We start from the raw sequence: 22,727 nt of genomic DNA on the forward strand, positions 1-22,727 counted from the left end.
AACGTTTAGGAAGGAGAATCCAAGTGAGTACATTCCTACTGGAAATTGTTACACCGGAGCGCAAAGTGTACGCTGAACAAGTGAACATGGTTAGCGTGAAGGGTACTGAAGGGGAGCTTGGGATTCTGCCGAATCACATTCCATTGGTCACTCCACTGAGAATTGCACCGATTACTGTGAAGAGAACGGGCTCTAAAGACGAAGTCATCGCAGTAAACGGCGGATTCATGGAAGTGCGCAAGGATAAGGTGGTTATTTTGGCGGAAAGCGCCGAGCTACCTGAACAAATCGATATCGATCGTGCGAAGGCAGCGAAAGACCGTGCGGAGAAACGTCTTGCGGATACCAAGCAAGATAACGTGGATTTCAAACGTGCTGAAGCTTCCTTACAAAGAGCAGTGAATCGTATCGGCGTGTCCGGGAAATAAATAGATCAAGCGGGGGAACTTCGGTTCCTCCGCTTTTTTGCTTTTAACCGGGCATATAAATAGCCCCTCTCAGAGGAGAGGAGCCAGTGTGAAGGGTTCATTTTAAGCGTGATGCCAAGTGGTGGATTGTCCTGTTTTCGGGCAGGGAGGGAACGTTTGACCCGCAGTCAATTCTACACTTTGTCCGTCTGCATCGCGATAGCGACCAGTCTCTGTGACTTTGTCATTGGTTCTATGTTGGTGATTAGCATTTGATGCATTTGCCATAAGAAATCATTCCTTCCTTGGTTTAAAATAGGGTTTGCGGCGAGAGCCTCAATGCCCCGTGCATAGTATTACCCACCATTGAGGGATCCTACTCATACGCGGGAAGAATTAATGTCGACGCCCATACCCCTTTTTGATATACTAATAAAGGTGATTATTACCAAAACTAAGAAAATGATAAAGAATGCAAATCAGAAATGGAGGCGGTTACATTCACATGATGTATACAAATAACTATGTAATCGTGGCGATTTTTCTTGGGCTAGGTGTTGTCCTCCCCATTGTAGCGCTAACGATTGGCAAATGGTTAAGACCGAGTAAACCCATCGATGAGAAGTACACGACGTACGAGAGTGGTAATGAGCCTGTAGGTGAAGGGCAGATCCGGTTTAACATTCGTTATTATTTGTTTGCTTTGATGTTCGTCATCTTTGATGTGGAGACCGTGTTCCTCTATCCGTGGGCTGTTGCGTTTAATCAGCTTGGATTGTTTGCTTTAATAGAAATGTGTATTTTTGTAGCCTTGCTTGCCATAGGATTAATATACGCTTGGAAGAAGAAGGTGCTGCAATGGACTTCAGTCTAGAGTCAATCTCTCCCGAGGAACGGGAAGAAATTAACCGTAATGTATTTATGACAACGCTGGAGCAGGTAAAAGCATGGGCTCGCAGTAATTCGCTTTGGCCATTAACTTTTGGCTTGGCTTGTTGTGCCATCGAAATGATGGGAACAGGTGGTTCACACTATGATTTAGACCGATTCGGAGTCATCTTCCGTACGTCACCTAGGCAATCAGATGTCATGATTGTGGCAGGTACGGTTACGAAGAAAATGGCTCCTTTGCTGCGCCGTCTTTATGAACAAATGCCTGAGCCGAAGTGGGTTATCGCGATGGGTTCCTGCGCTACGGCAGGTGGACCTTATGTGAAGTCGTATTCCGTTGTCAAAGGGGTGGATCAAATCGTACCGGTGGATGTGTACATCCCAGGTTGTCCGCCTAATCCAGCTGCACTCATTTATGGAATCAACAAGCTTCAGGAGAAGATTCGCTATGAGGCGAAGACTGGGAAGCAGGTGACGAACCGATGAGTGAGGAGAAAAAGCCCGAGGAAACGGTAGTTCCGGGTTCTGAGGGTGAAGGTAAGGCTGAGGATAATGCGGGAACTGAAGTGGAAGGTAGAGAGGCGAGTAAAGAGGCAGCTTTGTCTGAGGCTAGGGCTGAAGATAGTGCTGAGAGCGAAGTGGAAGCTGCTGCAGAGAGCAACGGTGGAAACAAAGCTGAAGTAACTAGTGCAGAGAGAAACGGCGAAAACAACATAGAAGTGCGTGCAGAGAACAACAGCGAAAGCAAAGCCGAAGTGCCTGCGGATAGTAATGGTGAGCGTAAAGCAGAAGCCACCGAGCCGCCTCCGCCAGAGGCAGCTCCGGAGTCGGGCAAGCCCGCGCCCGCCGGGGCAACAACGCCAGCGTCCGCAGACGCTGGCAGCGAAGACCCAGCGGCCAAAGCCCAGGCCGCTGCAGAAGCCCGCGCCGCACGTGCCGCAGCACGCGGCGCCAAGACCGAATCGGCGGACCCAGCCGCGCCGAAAGAGCCGTCACCGAACCAGCCGCTGCTGGATCGGTTGGTCGAGATCTTGAAGGCCGAGGCAGGCGAAGACGCCGTCGTCGAGGCCTTCATCAACGAAAGGGACGCGCATCGTCCTTACGTCGTCATTCACAGCTCGCGCTGGCCGCAGGCCGCGCTGACTCTTCGCAACCACGAAGAGCTGCGCTGCGATTATCTGCGCAATCTCTCCGGTGTGGATCAAGAAACGCACCTCGAGGTGGCGTATCATCTGCTTTCCCTTACACACAAGCGCGAGTATTGTGTGAAGGTGAAGACGGACCGTGAGCACCCAAGCATCCCTTCGGTGGCCCCTGTATGGCCGACGGCCGACTGGAACGAGCGTGAAGCCTTTGACTTATTTGGCATCGACTTCCCTGGCCACCCGAATTTAGTACGCATTATGATGCCTGATGATTGGGTGGGTCATCCACTGCGCAAAGACTACGAACCGCTTGACCCGGAGGTGTAGCACGTGTTACGGACAGAAGAGCTCCTGTTGAACGTTGGTCCACAGCATCCTAGTACCCACGGCGTTTTCCGCGTGATCGTCAAGCTGGATGGTGAAATCATTCGAGAAGCAATACCCGTCATGGGCTACCTACATAGAGGAACTGAGAAATTGGCTGAGAACCTCAGCTATACCCAAATCATCCCGTACACCGACCGTATGGACTATGTATCGGCGATGACAACCAACTACGCGTTAGTGAACGCCGTAGAGAAAATGATGCAATTAGAAATCCCAGAACGCGCGGAATTCCTTCGCTTAATTGTGATGGAGCTGCAGCGCATCGCCTCTCACATGGTGTGGTGGGGAACGTACCTGCTGGACATCGGTGCCATGAGTCCGTTCTTATACGCATTCCGCGATCGTGAAATCATCATCGATCTATTCAACGAATTGTGCGGCGCCCGTTTGACGTATAACTACATGCGTGTAGGCGGCGTGAAATGGGATGCACCCGATGGATGGATCGAGAAAGTACGGAAATTCGTTCCTTATATGTACGGCAAATTAGAAGAATATCATACGCTCGTCACCGGCAATGAAATTTTCCTCTCGCGGATCAAAGGCGTAGGTAAGTATGATGCTGATACAGCCATTGCGTATGGCCTTAGCGGTGCGAACTTGCGTTGCACGGGTGTAGATTGGGATATTCGCAAAACGCAGCCGTACAGCCTGTACAGCCGCTTCCAGTTCGATGTGCCGGTCCGTAATGGCGGAGACTGTTATGACCGTTATTTAATTCGGATGGAAGAAGTGAAGCAATCGCTTCGCATTTTAGAACAAGCCCTAGATGTCTTCCCTGAGGGTGGCGAAACGATGGGCAAAGTGCCTCGTGTCATTCGCCCGCCAGAAGGTGAAGTCTATGCAGCGATCGAGTCTCCCCGTGGGGAAATCGGCTGTTATATTATTTCCCGGGGCAAACAAGAGCCATTCCGCCTGAAATTCCGCAGACCGTCCTTCGTGAATCTGCAAATATTGCCTAAGCTGCTGGTTGGTGAGTCCATGACGAACTTAATCACGATTCTAGGCGGCATCGATATCGTCGTTGGGGAGGTGGATGCCTAATGGTTAATCTGTTGGAGGAGAGTCTTACGTGGACGCACTTCCTCGTGTTCCTATTCTGGGGCATTGTGATGCTGATGCTCGTTCTGGGCTTTGTTACCTACGCAATCTATTTTGAGCGTAAAGTCATCGGATGGATGCAATTGCGAATTGGGCCGAACCGAACAGGGCCTTTCGGGCTGCTTCAAAGCGTCGCCGACGTGTTTAAGCTTCTGATTAAGGAAGATACGATTCCCAAAAAAGCTGAGCGTGAGCTGTTCATCCTCGCACCGATCATTACCTTTATCCCATCTTTTACGATCATCGCAACCATCCCGTTCTCGGATCGGATGTTTAATGCGAACTTGAATGTGGGATTGCTCTATTATGTAGCCCTTACAGGCATTTCAACCATCGGGATCATCCTTGGCGGTTGGGCTTCGAACAATAAATACGCGTTACTTGGCGGTATGCGTTCTGCAGCACAAATGATTAGCTACGAAGTTCCGCTGGTTATTTCGGTTGTTGGTGTGGTCATGATGACAGGTAGCTTGAATCTGCATACCATCGTGGATCACCAAACAGGCGGCTTCTGGCACTGGAACTTCATTCCGCAGATACTGGGCTTCATCATTTTCGTGATTGCCGGTGTGTCGGAGTTGAATCGAACGCCTTTCGATTTACCGGAAGCTGAATCCGAGCTCGTCGCGGGCTATCATGTGGAATACAGCGGTTTCCGCTTCGCTTTTTTCATGCTATCGGAGTATGTGTATGTCTTCGTTATTGCTTCACTCATCAGCTTAATTTTCCTAGGCGGGTGGCATGCGCCATTCGGGTTCCTTGATTTCATTCCAGGTGTCATCTGGTTCCTGCTGAAATTCTCTTCGGTCGTATTCTTCCTGTTCTGGCTGCGTGCAACACTGCCACGGGTTCGCATCGACCAATTGATGGGTTTTGGCTGGAAAGTGCTGCTTCCACTAGCACTGGTCAATATGCTGCTGACAGCAATCATCATGACGATCTTTTAAGAAAAGCAAGGTATAGGCCTAACCTGATCGAGCGAAAGACCTTGAGTCATACGTGTAGAGGAAAGCTTCTTTTTAACGCCTACGATGCTAGTTTTCCTATCGCAACCGTTAGATTTATGCGCACGAAGTCAGTTTTCCTCTGGAAAACGTTAAGGAGTTGAAACACATGAAGGGCATTATGAAAGGTTTAGGCTTCACGTTTAAGCACCTGACTCAAAAGAAAGTGACTTACGCATACCCGGAAGTTCCGATTAAAATGCCGGATCGTTTTCGCGGTATTCAATATTTTGATCCTGAGAAATGTATTGTGTGCAATCAATGTGCGCGTGTATGTCCGACGGAGTGTATTACGTTAACGGGTAAAGCGAACCCCGACCCTGAGAAAAAAGGGAAGGTCATTGATACGTACGACATCAACTTTGAAATTTGTATTCTGTGCGACCTGTGCACAGAGGTATGTCCGACGGAAGCCATCGTCATGACGAACAATTTTGAGCTGAGCTCGTTCAGTCGGGATGATTTGTTCAAAGATATGCAATGGCTGAGCAGCAACACGCAAAACATTCGTCAAGAGAACAATTCGGCGATGCCTAAAGGGGGCGCGAAGAAAGATGTTTAATGGACTTGGCGATTTTCTATCCAGTGGCACAAGCTGGGCCTTCTTCATTTTCGCATTGCTCGCGATTGGCGGAGCGATCTTCATGATCTCTTTTACCAAAGTCGTTCACATGGTTATTGCCGTAGCCCTTACGTTCATTAGCTTGGCCGGTCTGTACGTGATCCTTGAAGCGGAATTTGTGGCTTTCGTGCAAGTGCTGATTTACGCAGGCGCAATCTCCATTCTGATGATTTTCGGCATTATGATGACGAAGCACAGACAGGGTGAAGACGAGGGACCTAAACGTCCGTGGCATGAGGGATTGGCTATTTTGGGCGCGGTAGGCTTGTTCGGGATCTTGTTCTATGCCATTCAGAAATCGACCTTCGTTTCTTCTGGAAGCTTGGATGCGGGTAAGGATAATACGCTCGAAATCGGCAAACTGCTCTATAACGTGCATGTTATTCCCTTCGAAATCATGTCTGTGCTGCTAACGGTTGCCTTCATTGGTGCTATCGTTGTGGCGAAGAGAGAGGAGGACTAGCATGGGAACGTTAATTACCCCCTATCTCACACTGGCAGCGATTCTGTTCTGTATCGGTCTTTATGGGGCTCTAACGAAGAAGAACGGGGTTATCGTGCTGCTCTCCATCGAGCTTATGCTCAATGCAGTGAACTTGAATTTGATCGCCTTCTCGAAGCTCGGGGACCATCCTGCGCTGACGGGTCAAATCTTTTCCCTCTTTAACATTACGATTGCGGCTGCTGAGGCGGCAGTGGGGATTGCTATTCTGATCACCATTTATAGAAATAAAGGTACGGTCGAAGTTACGGATTTGGATTCTATGAAGCGCTAGGAGGCTAACAAGGCTATGGTATCGGACTATTCACAGTACGCCTGGCTCATTCCATTGTTTCCGCTGCTTGCTTTTCTAGCGCTCACGGCGATGGGACGTCAACTCAAGGACTTAGGGATTTACGTTAGTATCTTTGCGATGCTGCTCTCGTTTATTGTGGCTTTGCTCATTTTCGTCGAGCGGATTGGCGGCAATGTCGAGGATTTCACATGGGATAAAATGAACTGGCTGCAAGTCGGTGATTTTACGCTAAAAATGGGCTTTGAGGTTACTAACCTGAACAGCCTTATGCTTGTCATCGTGACACTGGTTTCCTTGCTGGTCAATGTGTACTCCAAAGGCTATATGAAGGGCGACGAGCGGATTCACGTGTTTTTTAGCTATATCGCGCTGTTCTCATTCTCCATGCTGGGCCTGGTCATTGCGGTAAACATGCTGGAGCTTTACATCTTCTGGGAGCTTGTAGGGGTCTGTTCCTTCTTGCTCGTTGGATTCTGGTACTTCAAGCCAGAGGCGAAGGCTGCCGCCAAAAAGGCATTCATCGTCACCCGCATCGGGGATGTGGGCTTGTTTATCGCGATCCTGTTGTTGTATCTCTACATGCCAGGACATGCGCTTGATTTCACATCCATACATAATGCCTTCACAACGGGTAAAATCGACCCTATGATCGTCACATGGATTGCTGTTCTGATTTTCGTCGGGGCGATGGGGAAATCCGGTCAGTTCCCGTTGCATACCTGGTTGCCTGATGCGATGGAAGGACCAACGCCGATATCGGCGCTGATCCACGCTGCAACGATGGTTGCCGCAGGGGTGTACCTCGTAGCACGGACGTTTGATATTTTCCATGCGTCACCGGATGCGTTGACCGTTGTAGCTTATGTGGGCGGATTTACGGCCATTTTTGCAGCTACGATCGGTATCGCGCAGAACGATATTAAGCGGATCCTCGCGTATTCAACTGTGAGTCAACTCGGCTACATGATGATGGCGCTGGGCATTGGCGTGTCCTATACGTCAGGAATGTTCCACTTGTTTACACATGCGTTCTTCAAAGCATTGCTCTTCTTGGGTGCAGGCAGTGTCATTCATGCGGTTCATACACAGGACATCAACGAAATGGGCGGTTTATCCCGCAAAATGAAAATCACAACCTGGACCTTCGCGATCGGAACGCTGGCTTTATCCGGTATCTTCCCATTCGCAGGCTTCTGGTCGAAGGATATGATCTTAACGGAAGCTTACGAGCATAACCAGCTTCTGTTCTGGGTCGGTGTTATTGCGGCATTCTTCACCGCCTTCTACATGTCTCGTCTATTCTTCCTCGTGTTTATGGGATCGTCTAGAGCGAAGGCGCATGCTGCTAACGATCACGACGATGATGCTCATGCGCACGAACATGAACCGCATGAATCACCGGCGTCGATGACGATACCGTTGATCATTTTAGCTGTGCTGGCCGTTGTCGCAGGCTTCGTGAATACGCCATTCAATGAATGGCTCGGCCACTGGCTAACAGGGCAAGACCATGAGGAAGCGGCGAATTGGACGGTTATCATTTTATCCACGTTGGCTGGATTGCTCGGTATTGGGCTTGGTTACCTGATTTATCTCAAACGCACCATCCCTCGGGACGTTGTTTCGAGCAAAATGCCGTGGTTGTACACGCTGCTGAATCGCAAATATTTCATCGATGAAATTTACGACACAATCGTTGTTAAACCGCTTCGTGGACTAGGGTTCATCTTGGAATTGATCGATATTTATGTCATTGATGGGATTGTACGCTTGGTCGCGTTCACAGTTGTTAGTCTTGGACGCTTAGGCTCCCGACTTCAGAATGGTCAACTGCAATCTTATGGGGTCATCATGCTATTAGGGATGCTGATTCTGGCACTTGCCATCGCAGGAAGGAGGTTCATACATGCCGGCTAATTTACCTATTTTGAGTATGATTGCCTTCTCACCTCTGCTTGGCGTACTGGTCCTGCTCTTCCTTCGTGGGGATAAAGGCCGTTTGATTAAAACAGTGGGTATCGTCACAACGCTGATTCCGCTTATTCTGGCGGCATGGCTGTATGTCGACTATAACTACCAAGGGGATCCGCTGCAGTATAAGGAGTCGCTCGACTGGATTAAAGTGCCGCTCAATCATGAGGGTATTCAGCAAATCACGTCCTACTTCTTCGAGTTTAAATATTCATTAGCCGTCGATGGTATTTCGTTGCCGCTCGTCTTTCTAACGGCACTAGTATCGTCCATGGCTGCACTAGCGTCTGTGTACATTAAGAAACGTTGGAAAACGTATTTCATATTGTTCCTTTTACTTGAAACAGGGATGTTCGGTGTATTTCTGGCACAGGATCTCTTCTTATTCTTCCTGTTCTTCGAGATTACCCTGGTCCCAATGTTCTTCCTAATCGGAATATGGGGCTACATGAACCGGGAGCAAGCGGCGAATCGCTTCTTGCTTTATAACGGACTTGGCTCCGCGATCATGCTGATTGCGTTCCTAATTCTGGTTACGACCGCGGGTTTCAATCAGGATCCGTCACAGACCGAAGCGATCATCTACTATAGCGGTGACATCCATACGATTGCGCATAACCTGCTGCAAGCTCCTGAAGCTTATGTGAATCAAGCGAATACGCCGTTCTTCATGAGTCAGGGTATGAAATGGACCGTATTCATCATGCTGCTTGTGGCGTTCGGTATTAAACTTCCGATCTTCCCGTTCCATACGTGGATGCTGAAAGTGCATACAGAGGCTCCGCCAGCTATTGTTATGATTCACTCCGGGGTTTTGCTGAAAATGGGGGCCTACGGCCTCATCCGTTTCGGTATTCTGTTCTTCCCTGCGGAAGCCCATCAATGGGCGTGGGTGCTTGCGCTCCTCGGTGTCATTAACATCGTGTATGGCGCCTTGCTCGCGATGGTCCAAAAGGACTTCAAGCTCGTGCTGGCCTACTCGAGTATTAGCCATATGGGCATCGTCCTGCTCGGACTTGCTGCGTTTAACATCTCAGGTCTGCAAGGTGCCGTGTTCCAGCTCATCTCACACGGTCTGATCTCAGCACTGATGTTCTTGCTCGTCGGCAGTATCTACGAGCGGACCGAGACCACGCAGCTCGATCGCTTGGGCGGTCTCGCGAAGAATATCCCTTTCATCAGCGGTATTCTGCTGATTGCGGGGATGGCATCGCTCGGATTGCCAGGCTTATCCGGCTTCATCAGCGAGTTCCTCGCGTTCCTCGGACTCTTCGAGAATCACCGCGTGTACGCGATCGTCGGTACACTGGGTATCATTTTCACAGCGGTGTACGTGCTGCGCGGGGTGCTGAACATCACATTCGGCCCTAAACAGCCGAGTTTGTTACAGCAAGGAATGCGCGATGCGCGCTTAATCGAGGCGGTGCCGATGATTACGTTGGTCGCATTCATTCTCTTGTTGGGTGTGTACCCAAGCGTGCTGAGTCAGCCGCTTCAACAAACCATTGGCAGCTTGGATCAATTGATCCATAGCGTAGCCGGGAAGATAGGAGGTTAGTCCAGTGGAACAGATTAGACTCCATGTTGCTGATTTGACGCATCTGCTCCCTGAGCTTGCGCTGATTGCTACGGCGATCATCCTATCTCTCTTGGATTTGGTTCTGCCGAACCGCTTCAGCCGTTCGATTATCGGGTGGTTGACACTCGTCGGTATCGCGGTTTCCGCCGTCTTCGTTGTGCTGCAACTGAATCCGGATGAAGCGATTCAGCTGTTGAATCAGAGCTATCGCATCGACGATTTCTCTAACATTCTTAAATTGTGTACCTTAGTCGGAACGGGACTCATCGTTTTCATGAGCTTAGGCTTCGTGAAAGAGGATAGCATTCCGCATGTCGGCGAGTACTATTATTTTTATCTGCCTGCTGCGTTAGGTGCCATGATTATGTCCTCTTCAGGGGACATGATTACACTTTACGTAGGATTAGAATTACTGAGCATTACGTCTTACTTGCTCGTTGCCATGAAGAAAAAGGATAGCAAATCCAACGAAGGTGCATTCAAGTACTTGGTTATGGGCGGTATTTCGTCCGCAATCATCCTATACGGCATGTCCTTTCTCTACGGTATGGTGGGCTCCACCAACCTGCAAGAAATTGGCACGGCTCTCCCGACGCTGGTAACCTCGTATGAGCCATTGCTCTACGTTGCCTTCTTCATGCTGTTGGCGGGCTTTGGCTTCAAGATTGCGGCAGCGCCGTTTCACAGCTGGGCACCAGATGTTTACGAAGGTGCGCCAACACCTGTTACGGCATTCTTGGCTGTCGTCTCCAAAGCAGCCGGCTTCGCCATCTTGTTCCGTGTGTTCTACGTGTTGTTTGGCTTTAACACCTTCGAGAATACCCATTTGCAATCGGATGTGTTCCTAGCGATCTCCGTTATGGCCGCTGTTGCCATGGTGACGGGTAATTTCATTGCCTTGAAGCAATCGAACATGAAAAGGCTACTCGCCTATTCAGGAATTGCGAATGCAGGTTATCTGCTCGTTCCGATTGGTACGTACTTCTCGGCGACGCATTATGGAAACTTCTCTGAATTCATTTTCTACTTAAGCGCCTACGTCTTTATGAACATCGGCGCTTTCGCCGTATTGATGATAATTGAGCAGGCGGAAGGGCATACGGAGGCCAAAGGCTTCGCAGGTCTATACTACCGCGCACCGTTAACGGCTGTAGCTATGGTATTGCTCATTTTATCCTTGGCTGGAATTCCATTGTCTGGCGGATTCTTCGGTAAGCTCTACATTATCCTAGGAACGATGGAGACCCATCAATACTGGCTTGGGGCTTTAATGATCGCAACCAGCGTGGTTTCGTTCTACTACTATTTCAGCATTATCCGTCAAATGTTCATGCGCAGCGATTACGAGCCTGCTTTGATCAAAGTGTCCGTTCCACTGGGCATAACAGTTTGGCTGTGCGCACTAATTAGCGTGGCATTAGGCGTTGTTCCACATGTGGTGTTGAAAGCGATTGAGAGCATCTTTACCCTGACAAAGGATTTTATCCTCATGTAAATTCGTTACCAAAAGGCCTTCCCTACGTAAGAAGTAGGGGAGGCTTTTTCTATTTCCCAAGTATTTCCTAACTCCCAGAAAATACTTCTAAAAATATTTCGTCAGATCTGAACTTTTTGCGAAGAAAATCCGTTATAGGTATCGAGAAGATGTTTAATGTGGTATAGATAGATAAGTAAATGGCAAAGTGAATCATTCTAGGATAAAGGACCTGATGTGATGAAAATTTTTCGATACGTAGGACCCATGATGGTAATGATATTCGTCCTCGTACTTACTGGGTTCATGACGAACGTAGAGGCAGCTTATCCCGTATCTACGGATCCCATGAGGGTGAAGCAAACCTATCTGGATATGATTCGCGTCGATCAAGCGTGGGCGGCTGCTGGAGATTCGCGTTCGCCGATTGTGGTCGCGGTTGTTGATACAGGTGTGGACCTAGGTCATCCTGATTTAGTGGGTAGTTTGGTTGAAGGCGTTAATCTACTCCAGCCTGGCAAGAAGCCATATGATGATAATGGACATGGAACGAACGTTGCGGGATTGATCGCGGCGACGATAAATAATGATAAAGGGATTGCGGGCATTGCTCCCAATGCTAAGATTATGCCAATAAAAGCATTAGAAGCCGATGGAACTGGCGGTGAGGCGAAGTTAGGCGAAGGTATTAAGTATGCCGTCGATCATGGAGCCAAAATCGTTGTACTATCCTTAGGTTTGAATAAATATTCGGATTACTTAGCAGGTGTTGTGCAATATGCGGAGGATCATAATGTGCTGCTCGTTGCCGCTGTAGGCAATGAGAGTACAAGTGTGAAATATCCCGCGGCATATTCAACGGTGTTGGCAGTTGGCGGGGTTAGTCCAGATAAGAAGGCGGATTCTCGTTCGAATTATGGCCCAGAGCTGGATATCATGGCGCCTTGGGACGTATACACCACCGCTTTGGGCGGAGGGTATCAGTACCAAGACGGAAGCTCGATGGCGGCTCCTCAAGTGGCAGCAGCGGCAGCTTTGGTTTTGGGCAAATACCCAGCTATGACGGCATATCAGGTGCGTTCGCAGCTAGAACAAACGGCGCAAGACTTGATGGCCAAAGGGTGGGACGAAAAGACGGGCTACGGTTTGTTAAACATCGAGAAGGCGCTGACAGAGCCGTATAAGCAAGATCGCTTTGAGCCGAACGAGTCAGCGAACCAGGCAGCCTCACTTCCGAATCATACTGCGGTCAGAGCTAATCTTAGCTCAGGGCAGGATCAGGACTGGTATGCGATTGATGCCACCTATGACGGATACATTCAATTATGGGTACAGCCCGAAGAAAGCGGCCAAATCCGCGTGAACTTCGATTCGGGGCAAAGCTTTGTGGCTGGATCTGGCGCGAGCGATGGTCAACCATTCACAGTAGCTGTGACCAAAGGGCGCACTTACGTACAGTTAGAGAATGTTGATCGTACGCGCAAGACAGCATTAAATTATGCGCTGCGGACAGATTTTGTTATTTATACCGATCCATTTGAGGATAATGATAAGCAGTACAAAGCGTTTACTCTACCGGCTCGCAGTCAAACGATTAAAGGAACCTTTCATCAAAAAGGTGATCTCGACTGGTTTGCCTTACCGTTGGAGCACTCGGGTACGATGCGTGTTCGGTTGTCTACTGATACAGGACGCATAGATCCGATGCTATTGATCCAGAAGGAAGGGGAGAAGGCGACAACGATCGATCAGGCCGGCGATGGCGGCATGGAGGTTAGCTCGTTGATGGACGTACTTCCCGGTCAATATTACATTCGTGTTAGCAATATGAAGGATTATACGGGGCCGATTACGGGTGAATACACGCTAGAGATCGAGTATACACCTAAGCTAGTTGATCCTAACGAGCCGAATGATAAATCGTATCAAGCTACATTTGCCGCGATGAATACGGGGTATGAAGGTCTTTTTAGCACAAATGATGATCTTGATTGGTTCGAATTCCGATTAACTTCCAATAGTTTGGCTCAAGTGAGACTAACGAATATCCCAACCTCACGGATCGTTTATGCAACCCTCTATAATAGCTCTCTTCAAGAGCAAGGTACGTATCGCAGTGATGGGTCGACGGAGCTCAATTTTGAGAAGCCTTTGCCTGAAGGGACGTACTATATCAAGCTCCAAGCCAACCAATGGTTCATGAGTCAGATGTATCGTTTGCAACTGAACAGCTACGGGCTTGTTAGCGGGTATGTCGATATAGCGGGGCATTGGGCGCAGAGCGCGATTACTCAGCTGACCGAGCAAGGGTTGATCAGCGGGTATGGCAATTACCATTTCGCTCCGAATCAGTCGATTACGCGAGCAGAGGCGGCAACCGTGATTTCGCGCGCGCTAAATTTATCGAAACGCAAAGAACTGCAGTTTAGCGATATGACGACTTCGCACTGGGCTTATGCAGATGTTGCCAAAGCCGTTCAAGCGTCGATCGTCGACGGCTACCCCGATGGCACATTCGATCCTGATGGGAAGCTGACTCGCATGGAAATGGCGCAAATGCTAGCGCGCAGCATGAATATGACCGGAAAGAAGCGGGGCAATTCTCCTTTTAGCGATGTGAGTGAATCGTACTGGGGTGTGGGCATTCTGAAGCAGATGTCAGCCGACGGTTGGATTAGCGGGTTTCCCGACGGTACCTTCCATCCAGAAGATCGGGCAACACGAGCTGAGTTTGTGACATTGTTGGCGAAAGTCGTGAATCGGTAGAACTGAAGAGGAGTGACTTATGAGCGAGACGGATAAATGGAGTGGCGTGGCGCAATATGCGTCATTGATGAATATGGTCAACATAGCGGTCTATGTCCTATGCATCGGATTAGCGTGGTGGGCGCTGCAGGCGTTCCGGTTTGATATTTTGCTCAGAAAGCCCAAAGGCGCACAAGCGATCATGCTGCAAATCTTACTTTCAATTGGATTGGGTCAGCTGGTTGCTGGATTTTTCATTCAGTATTTAGGTCTCTCGATGAGCTTCAGCAAGATGTTTTAATTGCTATTTCCCGAATAATGCTGAAGTTTGTTGTCAACAATGGATAATAGAACGGAATGAAAACCGCAATACGTTACGAACTCTATGTAGGGCACTTCTGACTACCAAAAGAACACAGTTGTGTCCATGTGGCATCCAATGATAAACTTAAGAAATGTGTGAAACCTGTCTTATAAAATAAGTGCGCGGAGGGACCATGATGAGCAAAATTATCGTCCGCGGTGGCCGAAAGCTAGCTGGCAATGTGAAAATCAACGGAGCAAAGAATGCGGTACTGCCGATTATTGCGGCTTCTATTCTGGGGTCGGAAGGTGAAAGCGTCATCCATGATGCGCCTCCCCTTGACGATGTACTAGTCATTAATAAAGTATTGCAAAGTTTAGGGATTGAAGTCGAATATAACCGTCAGGTGATTCGTGTAAGAGCTGCGCAGATTGATACCTGTGAAGCGTCCTACGATCTAGTCCGTAAAATGAGAGCCTCTTTCCTCGTAATGGGTCCATTGTTAGCTAGACTGGGTCAAGCGAGAATATCGCTTCCAGGCGGTTGTGCGATTGGTACGAGACCGATTGATCAGCATCTCAAAGGTTTTGAAGCGATGGGTGCTGATATTGAGCTGGGTCAAGGCTATATCGAAGCCAAGGTAAAAGGGCGCCTGAAGGGTGCCAAGATTTATTTGGATGTTGCCAGCGTAGGTGCAACCGAGAATATTATGATGGCGGCAACGCTTGCTGAAGGCACAACAACGATTGAAAATGCGGCGAAAGAGCCGGAAATCGTTGATTTGGCCAATTACTTAAATGCGATGGGCGCTGTGATTCGCGGTGCGGGAACAGGGGTTATTCGCATTGAAGGCGTAGAGAAGCTTCGTGGCTGTGTACATACGGTGATTCCGGATCGTGTAGAAGCGGGTACGTATATGATTGCAGCTGCCATCACAGGCAGCGAACTGTATATGGAGGGTGCGATCGGTGACCATCTCCGTCCTGTTATTTCGAAAATGCAGGAAATGGGCGTCATCATCGAGGAAGATGAGAACGGTATCCGCGTTCGGGCTACGGGTCCGTTACGCGCGGTAGACGTGAAGACGCTGCCGTATCCTGGCTTCCCAACCGATATGCAATCGCAAATGATGGCGCTGTTAATGGTGGCGGATGGCACGAGTCTCGTGACCGAGACTGTGTTCGAGAACCGCTTCATGCACGTGGAAGAATTCGCGAATATGAATGCTAGTATTAAAGTAGACGGACGAACAGCTATCGTGAGTGGTAACTCGAAGCTGCGCGGTGCGAAGGTTTGTGCAACAGACCTACGTGCTGGAGCAGCGCTCATCCTCGCGGCATTGGCCGCTGACGGTGAGACTGAGATCACAGGTGTCCACCATATCGATCGTGGCTATGTTGACATCACCGATGTGCTGCGCGAACTGGGCGCCGATATTTATCGAGCGGTTCCGCAAGAAATCGAGCAGGAAGCGGCGGAGCTTGGGTTTTTCAATATTCAGCCAACGCTAGCTTAATCAAGAGGAACCATCAGGGATTGAACCTGGTGGTTCTTTTTTATTTGCAAGGTGACAGCGCGCATTCATTTTTGGGTGGTTAGCAGTATTTTTACCCAAAAAGCATGCATTTGCAGGTATCTCCCCAAAACCAGGTGTATATCCTCAGAAAACCTTGGTCCTACTAGTGAAAGTCACGCTTCAGTCAGATCGACGCTCTCCTTTTTCACACATCCTATCAACCTCCTGACCCCGCCTCTTCTAAGTTCTATTCTAGCAACGCCTCTCATAAGCTAAGACATACCAAAATTCCTGCTAGTAAACGCGCTTATGGAGGCTGCTTAGAATATGTTCAAAAAGAAACGCGTGCTCAGAAAAGGGGTCATCCTGTGGATGACTGTTTGCTTATCTTCCATGTTGTGTGTCACTATCATTGTGCCTGGATTGCTAGTCAAAAAGATTCCCAACGCAGACCATTTGCCACCGGCCCCTATCGATGGAGGGCAGTTGCGAGAGACTAGCACCGAACAAGGTCTTATGATCCCCGTGTATTTGACGAAACAGGCGACGGTTCAGACGGTTCCACTAGAGCAATATGTAAGAGGTGTGTTAGCGGCTGAAATGCCGGTTGAATTTGAGCTAGAGGCACTTAAGGCTCAAGCGATGGCAGCAAGAACGTATGTTGTGCGTAGAGTGATAGAGAAGGATTTTAGCAACATGCCCGTGGATAATGCCCTTGTCACAGATACGACAGCCCACCAAGCCTATCTGACGGATCAAGAGCTTCAAGAGAAGTGGGACAAGAAGTCCTATGAAACCAACATGGCCAAGATTAATAGGGCTGTTGATGAGACCAAAGATCAGATACTTACTTATAATCATGAGCCGATCAATGCCACTTTTTTCTCTACTAGCAATGGGTATACCGAGAATTCAGAAGATTATTGGCCTTTCAAAAGTCCCTATCTACGCAGCGTGCCCAGCCCGTGGGACATCAAGCTATCCTCTCACTATCAAGAGAGTGTCACGATCAGTTACAAGACGATGCTGCAGAAGCTCGGTGTGACGAGTATTGCAACGTTAGATACAAGCGCGAAGGGTATGAAGGTACTCTCGTGGTCCACTGGACATCGGATTAAAAGTATCAGTATCGGAGGCAAAACGTTCTCAGGACGCGAAGTGCGAGAGAAGCTAGGCCTAGCATCCTCTCAATTCGCTTGGAAGTGGGCAGGCTCTCAGATTATTATAACGACCTATGGCTACGGTCACGGCGTAGGGCTCAGTCAATGGGGGGCGAACGGCATGGCGAAGGAAGGGAAAACCGCGGAGGAGATTGTAACCTATTATTACACGGGCATCTCTATCGAAAAAGCATCCTCGTTTCTTCATAAATCTTAAATTATCAGCGTTTCTATAAAAATATCTTTCTTCAAGTATAAAACCTTGGAATGTGTCAAGAATGGTTGATGAGGTGATGACCATGAGTGATAATAACAAAGGTTTTCAGAAAGAAGAAGCTCCTAAAACTGTTCAAGGAGCACAAAGTTCACCATCCGCATGGAAGAGATTGACTGCTAAGAAATGGGTATTCCCAGCGACATACGTGGCAGCAGCAGCAATTATCTTAACCTTAATGTGGGTATACCAGGGAGCAGGAACGAAAACAGTCAGCCAAGAAGATCTGGGAATTAAGGTTAGCAGTAACGAACAAACCGATAACCCGAAAGCACCTTCTGATGCTCTTGCGGTTAACGGAACGGCCGAAGCCATGCAATGGCCTGTTAAAGACAGAGCTGCTGTCGAAGTTGCAATTCCTTTCTATGACACGAATGCTTCCAATGATGTGAAGTCGGCAGCGATGATCGATTATAATGATCAACTCACGCCTCACACAGCGATTGACTTGAAAGCTAAAGATGGCGCAGCCTTCGACGTTCTAGCGGCTCTTGGTGGTAAAGTGACGGCGGTTGAGCAGAATCCAGTTGTAGGTAGCCTTGTTGAGATCACACATACCAATGGCTTGATCAGCGTGTATCAAAGCTTAGCTGACGTGAAGGTAACGAAAGGCGCTGAAGTGAAGAAAGGCGACATCATCGCCAAAGCAGGCCGTAACGATTTCGAAAAAGAAGACGGCGTGCACTTACACTTCGAGGTTCGTCAAGTTAGCGACAACGCAGCGATTAATCCAGAAACGCTCTTGAACGCGAAGCAATAAGCGAATTTCAAGCAATTCGATTACACAGGCGACTAGCCTACATAAGTGAAGGCAGCGGGGAACTATTCCTGCTGCTTTTTCACATTTTTCATCTGATTAAGAGCCGGTTTAAGCGTCCTAAGCCGAATTTGCCCATTATTTTGAAAATAAATATGGGAAAAGGGCTTGTCAGGCTTGGTTACGTAGAATATCTAGTCATGCCCCTCATATACTTTACCAAACTATCTCGAGTAGGGAGGCGAGGGGAGTGCACGATTACATCAAAGAGCGAACCATTAAGATTGGTACCTGTATCGTCGAGACCAAGAATACGGTTCGCACCATTGCTAAGGAATTCGGCGTTTCCAAAAGCACGGTGCACAAGGATTTAACGGAAAGATTACCGGAAATCAACCCGGACCTGGCCAATCAGGTGAAGCACATTTTGGAGTATCACAAGTCTATTCGACACCTTAGGGGAGGAGAAGCGACGAAAATCAAGTATCGCAAGACCCGGAATCCGAAGCTTTCTGAAAGCCTAGTAACGGTTAAGTCCTAAGATACCCTTCATCCCGAGATGCTTCCTTTATATGGTCATGTCGAATTTTCACGGAAAAAGAGGAAAACATGCATTTATAGCGAATTTAGCTTATAATTAGAACTGTATATAAGAGCGCCGATTCTTCACGGGATGGACGGTAGGTTTAGGGAGGATTAATCAGAAATGTTCAGCAAGGATATTGGAATAGATCTCGGCACGGCAAATGTGCTCATTCATGTAAAAGGTCGCGGAGTTGTGCTAGATGAGCCTTCCGTAGTGGCCATTGAAAGCGATACGAAACGCGTGCTGGCTGTCGGTGAAGAAGCCTTCCGCATGGTAGGCAGAACGCCTGGCAACATCATCGCAATTCGTCCTCTTAAGGACGGCGTTATTGCGGACTTTGATATTACGGAAATGATGTTGAAGCATTTTATTGCGAAAATTGGGGGCAAGAATTGGTATTCTCATCCGAGAATACTGATCTGCGCCCCTACCAACATTACCTCGGTCGAGCAGAAAGCGATTCGCGAAGCAGCTGAGCGCAGCGGTGCCCGAGAGGTATTCATGGAAGAAGAACCGAAGGCAGCCGCGATTGGTGCCGGTATGGACATCTTCCAGCCTAGCGGTAACATGGTTGTAGATATAGGCGGAGGGACGACAGATGTAGCCGTGCTATCCATGGGCGACATCGTCACCTCCTCCTCCATCAAGATTGCTGGCGACAAGTTCGACACCGCGATCATGAAGTATATCAAAAATAAGTACAAGCTGTTGATCGGCGAACGGACAAGCGAAGATATTAAGTTGAGAATTGGAACGGTTTATCCACACGGGCGTGATGAAGAGATGGATATTCGCGGAAGAGATATGGTATCCGGACTTCCACTAACGATTACGATTCATTCCAGCGAAGTACAAGAAGCTCTGTGGGATCCGGTTTCATCGATCGTCACTGCAGCGAAAAGCGTACTGGAGCGGACACCGCCAGAATTATCTGCGGATATCATTGACCGCGGCGTTATTCTGACGGGCGGCGGCGCAATGCTGCATGGCCTTGATCAATTACTGGCTGACGAGTTGAAAGTACCTGTCCTTATTGCCGAAGATCCGATGTCCTGTGTTGTTAAAGGGACAGGCATTATGTTGGACAACCTTGATAAAGTAACCAAACGTAAATTTTAGTTAGATAGACTACCCAAGAGGTGACTAGATGTTAAGAGGACTGTATACCGCGGCGGCAGGGATGATTTCTGAGCAACGCAGACATGATACGATTACGAATAATATTGCCAATTTGAACTCGCCAGGCTTTAAACAGGGCAATGCCTTGTCACGTTCGTTTCCAGAAATGCTCATCTCAACCATACGCGGTGGACAGGGCGCTTCGCCAGCTCCGCTTGGGAAGATGAGTTTAGGTGTGTTCTCGGAGGAGAGTATTTCTGTGCATTCCCAGGGTGATTTACAGGAGACGCAGAATCCCTTCGACTTCGCACTTGTCTCGAATATTCAAGTGCCCGGCATCACCTTCGATGCTACGGGTAAATACGTGAATGCCGATGGTGAACGCACGTTCCAACCACAAGCGCTATTCACAGTGTTGAACCCGAATGGTGAGCAGCGGTATTCCTTGAACGGGAAGTTCACTGTAGATGCTGCAGGCCAGCTTGTGAATGCGAATGGCGAGCAAGTCATGGGACGAGATGGACAACCCTTGGTGTTACTAGATGCAGCGGGTCAACCGATCTCTAACTTCAAAGTGACGAATAAAGGTGAGTTCATGGACAGCGAAGGCCGTCCGATCTTGAACGCGACAGGTCAGCCGATTGGCTTAATGCTATCGCGCGCAGAAAACCCGAACCTGCTTCTTCGTGAGGGGAATGGACTGCTGCGCATTAATCCAGGGGATGAAGCTACGATCACACAAGTCGCACCAGGCGACCAAGTTGAAGTACGTCAGGGCTTTGTTGAACGCTCGAACGTGGATTCTGCGCAATCCATGGTCGATATGATGTCGGCGCTTCGTGCGTATGAAGCGAATCAGAAGGTCATTCAATCCTATGATAAAAGTATGGATAAAGCAGCAAACGAAGTAGGACGCGTCTAAATCTAGCTTGCGAAGGGGCCAAACATGAACAATTCCATGATCAACTCATCGGTATCCATGCATAGCTTACAGCAAAAGCTGGATATTCTCTCCAATAACATAGCAAATGTTAATACCAATGGCTTCAAGAAGAAAGAAGCCTCCTTCGAGGATGTCTTGACGAATGTGCAAGCACAACCCGAAGGATTCCGTCAACAAGGCCGGTTCTCGCCATTAGGCTTTAACCAAGGTTGGGGTTCGAGACTTGTGCAAATTCAGACGAATTTGTCACAGGGTCCGATCCATCCTACGGGTCTTCCGACTGACTTCGCCATCCAAGGCGATGGTTTGTTTGAAGTGTCCGTCAGCAAAATAGACGAGAACGGGAATCAAGTCTTTCAGCCTGCGTGGACGCGTAATGGCGCATTCAGCTTAACACCGGATGGCACGGGTGGGACAGTCCTTACGACCAAAGAAGGGCACTTTGTTGCAGGAACAGATGGTAATCCAATTCATGTGCCGGTTGGGTATCGAGCCGTCGTGGGCAAGGATGGTACGTTTCAAGGCTATAATGAACAGGACCCAGCAGCAGAGCCGATTACGTTAGGTCAGATCAAGCTTGTTCGTGTAGTACGTCCGCAACTGCTTCAAGACGTAGGGGACAACCTCTACACACTTCCAGCAGAAGTAACAGCGGGTGAGAAGGCGAACATTCTGCAAGATGTGAACGGCGTAGCAGGTACCAATGCGACTCGCGTAAGCTTGATGCAAGGATTCCTGGAGCAATCGAATGTGACACTCTCCGATGAAATGACGGACTTGGTTATTGTACAAAGAGCGCTTCAACTGAACTCCCGAGCGATCACATCATCCGATCAGATGATGAACATGGCTAATAACTTGCGCGTGTGATGTAGAAAGGAAGGGATAGGCTCGATGGTAGACAAGCCTGCTCCAGTCAAAAAGACACCACGGCCGAAATGGCAAAAGATCGTTTGGCTGATTATCAAAATCATACGTATTCCAGTGCTAAGTGTACTAGCCATCTATATAGGTTTATGGGTAGGTTACACGAAGCTAGGTCATCAGCCCTCATCCGAAATTTTACATATCAGTACGTGGCGGCACTTATACGATCTCGTTTTTGGAAATTAATTTAAACTCCCGCAGGGGAGTTTTATTTGTGAATAAACCCATCCGTCCGCGAAGGACGGTTTAGTGGTTTATTTTGTGTGCAAGCGGCGTTATAATGATAAGAAGGTTATATCTGTCAAATATCGGATCGGATTCTTTGGCACAGGAGGAGTACCTTGAATATACCGAACATGCTCACGTTTAGCAGGTTTGTACTAATCCCCGTGTACCTCGTGCTTTTTTTCAATGGCCACATCCGAATCTCCTTCGTCATCTTGCTGGTAGCTGGACTCACGGATATTTTAGATGGCTATATCGCAAGAACACGTAAGCTCATTACCCCTATGGGTGTTATGCTAGATCCGCTTGCCGATAAATGTATGATGATCGCAGTCATCTTGTCTTTGCTCATCTCGCAGATGATTCCTTGGCAAGCAGCGGCGGCTATGTTTATACGTGACGCAGGGATGATTATAGGCTCAGCCTTTTTTCATTTCAGAGGGAAATTAACCGTACCAGCCAATGTCATGGGGAAGCTAACGACAGTTCTCTACTATTTTGCCATCCTTTTTATTGTATTTGAGCTTAATTTCGCGATCACTTACCTATGGTTTGTTATAGGGGTCTCATTCCTAACATCATTTATTTATATTTTTCAATTCTTGCTGCTTAATCGAGGGGTTCGGGCCAAATAACCGAAAAAGTACTGCCTTATGAATAGAAAAAAGAGCCTATGTAGGGATCTGCGGCACAGACCTTTACATAAGCTCCCCTTATATGAACCTTCACTTCTGCAGGGCATGAAGGGACCTCCCTATTGTAAGTAATTCCCTTGTATTTTATACAAGTATTC

Annotated in this window: 24 protein-coding genes; 23 read left to right on the forward strand and 1 reads right to left on the reverse strand. The window is 48.5% G+C overall.

All coding sequences use genetic code 11. The annotated features are described in order from the left end of the window. The first annotated feature begins 23 nt into the window (after positions 1–23). Complete coding sequence (locus A8709_RS20180) at positions 24–428, forward strand: F0F1 ATP synthase subunit epsilon (protein ID WP_065854489.1); 405 nt, start codon at positions 24–26, stop codon at positions 426–428. 102 nt (positions 429–530) lie between these two features. Here the strand turns inward: A8709_RS20180 and A8709_RS34685 are convergent, their stop codons facing one another. Continuing rightward, positions 531–695: a hypothetical protein gene (locus tag A8709_RS34685; RefSeq protein WP_167357136.1), complete on the reverse strand. Its 165-nt coding sequence runs from the start codon at positions 693–695 to the stop codon at positions 531–533. 220 nt (positions 696–915) lie between these two features. Between A8709_RS34685 and A8709_RS20185 the strand changes: the two genes are divergently transcribed. The 22 genes from A8709_RS20185 to A8709_RS20290 all read left to right on the forward strand — a co-directional run bounded on the left by A8709_RS20185 (position 916) and on the right by A8709_RS20290 (position 22,569). Further along, positions 916–1,281, forward strand: a complete 366-nt coding sequence (locus A8709_RS20185; protein WP_065854682.1) for an NADH-quinone oxidoreductase subunit A — start codon at positions 916–918, stop codon at positions 1,279–1,281. Then, positions 1,266–1,784, forward strand: coding sequence for a NuoB/complex I 20 kDa subunit family protein (locus A8709_RS20190; protein ID WP_028556938.1), 519 nt, complete (start codon positions 1,266–1,268; stop codon positions 1,782–1,784). The genes A8709_RS20185 and A8709_RS20190 overlap by 16 nt, the downstream gene beginning before the upstream one ends. Beyond that, positions 1,781–2,770, forward strand: a complete 990-nt coding sequence (locus A8709_RS20195; RefSeq protein WP_065854491.1) for an NADH-quinone oxidoreductase subunit C — start codon at positions 1,781–1,783, stop codon at positions 2,768–2,770. Before A8709_RS20190 ends, A8709_RS20195 begins: the two co-directional genes overlap by 4 nt. Before the next feature lie 3 nt (positions 2,771–2,773). After that, complete coding sequence (locus A8709_RS20200) at positions 2,774–3,874, forward strand: NADH-quinone oxidoreductase subunit D (RefSeq protein WP_065854493.1); 1,101 nt, start codon at positions 2,774–2,776, stop codon at positions 3,872–3,874. After that, positions 3,874–4,878, forward strand: a complete 1,005-nt coding sequence (nuoH, locus tag A8709_RS20205; protein WP_065854495.1) for an NADH-quinone oxidoreductase subunit NuoH — start codon at positions 3,874–3,876, stop codon at positions 4,876–4,878. Before A8709_RS20200 ends, nuoH begins: the two co-directional genes overlap by 1 nt. A gap of 166 nt (positions 4,879–5,044) precedes the next feature. Next, positions 5,045–5,497, forward strand: coding sequence for an NADH-quinone oxidoreductase subunit NuoI (gene nuoI, locus A8709_RS20210; protein ID WP_065854497.1), 453 nt, complete (start codon positions 5,045–5,047; stop codon positions 5,495–5,497). Beyond that, the gene (locus A8709_RS20215; protein WP_065854499.1) at positions 5,490–6,020 is read left to right on the forward strand and encodes an NADH-quinone oxidoreductase subunit J; all 531 of its coding nucleotides are present in this window, start codon (positions 5,490–5,492) and stop codon (positions 6,018–6,020) included. The genes nuoI and A8709_RS20215 overlap by 8 nt, the downstream gene beginning before the upstream one ends. A gap of 1 nt (position 6,021) precedes the next feature. Continuing rightward, positions 6,022–6,333, forward strand: coding sequence for an NADH-quinone oxidoreductase subunit NuoK (gene nuoK, locus A8709_RS20220; RefSeq protein WP_065854501.1), 312 nt, complete (start codon positions 6,022–6,024; stop codon positions 6,331–6,333). A gap of 15 nt (positions 6,334–6,348) precedes the next feature. Then, positions 6,349–8,271 carry an NADH-quinone oxidoreductase subunit L gene (nuoL, locus tag A8709_RS20225; protein ID WP_065854503.1) on the forward strand — a complete coding sequence of 641 codons (1,923 nt, stop codon included), beginning with the start codon at positions 6,349–6,351 and terminating at the stop codon, positions 8,269–8,271. After that, on the forward strand, positions 8,261–9,883 hold the full coding sequence (locus A8709_RS20230) for a complex I subunit 4 family protein (RefSeq protein WP_065854505.1): 1,623 nt from the start codon (positions 8,261–8,263) through the stop codon (positions 9,881–9,883). The genes nuoL and A8709_RS20230 overlap by 11 nt, the downstream gene beginning before the upstream one ends. A 4-nt stretch (positions 9,884–9,887) precedes the next feature. Then, positions 9,888–11,399, forward strand: a complete 1,512-nt coding sequence (locus A8709_RS20235) for an NADH-quinone oxidoreductase subunit N (protein ID WP_065854507.1) — start codon at positions 9,888–9,890, stop codon at positions 11,397–11,399. Between the two features lie 246 nt (positions 11,400–11,645). Beyond that, complete coding sequence (locus tag A8709_RS20240) at positions 11,646–14,144, forward strand: S8 family serine peptidase (protein WP_065854684.1); 2,499 nt, start codon at positions 11,646–11,648, stop codon at positions 14,142–14,144. 19 nt (positions 14,145–14,163) lie between these two features. Next, positions 14,164–14,424, forward strand: a complete 261-nt coding sequence (locus A8709_RS20245) for a DUF1146 domain-containing protein (protein ID WP_065854509.1) — start codon at positions 14,164–14,166, stop codon at positions 14,422–14,424. Between the two features lie 199 nt (positions 14,425–14,623). After that, positions 14,624–15,943, forward strand: coding sequence for a UDP-N-acetylglucosamine 1-carboxyvinyltransferase (gene murA / locus A8709_RS20250; protein ID WP_065854511.1), 1,320 nt, complete (start codon positions 14,624–14,626; stop codon positions 15,941–15,943). Positions 15,944–16,270: 327 nt separating this feature from the next. Beyond that, entirely contained in the window at positions 16,271–17,320 is a 1,050-nt protein-coding gene (gene spoIID, locus A8709_RS20255) for a stage II sporulation protein D (protein WP_065854513.1), read from the forward strand. Between the two features lie 82 nt (positions 17,321–17,402). Then, positions 17,403–18,137 (forward strand): M23 family metallopeptidase, encoded by a 735-nt coding sequence (locus tag A8709_RS20260; RefSeq protein WP_065854515.1) that lies wholly within the window; start codon positions 17,403–17,405, stop codon positions 18,135–18,137. 247 nt (positions 18,138–18,384) lie between these two features. Further along, complete coding sequence (gene spoIIID, locus A8709_RS20265; RefSeq protein WP_028556953.1) at positions 18,385–18,675, forward strand: sporulation transcriptional regulator SpoIIID; 291 nt, start codon at positions 18,385–18,387, stop codon at positions 18,673–18,675. Positions 18,676–18,840: 165 nt separating this feature from the next. Beyond that, positions 18,841–19,839: a rod shape-determining protein gene (gene mreB, locus A8709_RS20270; protein WP_065854517.1), complete on the forward strand. Its 999-nt coding sequence runs from the start codon at positions 18,841–18,843 to the stop codon at positions 19,837–19,839. A 28-nt stretch (positions 19,840–19,867) separates the two neighbouring features. Then, positions 19,868–20,761: a flagellar hook-basal body protein gene (locus A8709_RS20275; RefSeq protein ID WP_065854519.1), complete on the forward strand. Its 894-nt coding sequence runs from the start codon at positions 19,868–19,870 to the stop codon at positions 20,759–20,761. Between the two features lie 24 nt (positions 20,762–20,785). After that, positions 20,786–21,652 (forward strand): flagellar hook-basal body protein, encoded by an 867-nt coding sequence (locus A8709_RS20280; protein ID WP_065854520.1) that lies wholly within the window; start codon positions 20,786–20,788, stop codon positions 21,650–21,652. 24 nt (positions 21,653–21,676) lie between these two features. Then, the gene (locus tag A8709_RS20285; protein ID WP_065854523.1) at positions 21,677–21,895 is read left to right on the forward strand and encodes a DNA-directed RNA polymerase subunit beta; all 219 of its coding nucleotides are present in this window, start codon (positions 21,677–21,679) and stop codon (positions 21,893–21,895) included. A 155-nt stretch (positions 21,896–22,050) separates the two neighbouring features. Further along, complete coding sequence (locus A8709_RS20290; RefSeq protein ID WP_065854525.1) at positions 22,051–22,569, forward strand: CDP-alcohol phosphatidyltransferase family protein; 519 nt, start codon at positions 22,051–22,053, stop codon at positions 22,567–22,569. Positions 22,570–22,727 lie beyond the last annotated feature (158 nt).

This window comes from Paenibacillus pectinilyticus (assembly GCF_001700435.1).
Taxonomy (GTDB): domain Bacteria; phylum Bacillota; class Bacilli; order Paenibacillales; family NBRC-103111; genus Paenibacillus_E; species Paenibacillus_E pectinilyticus.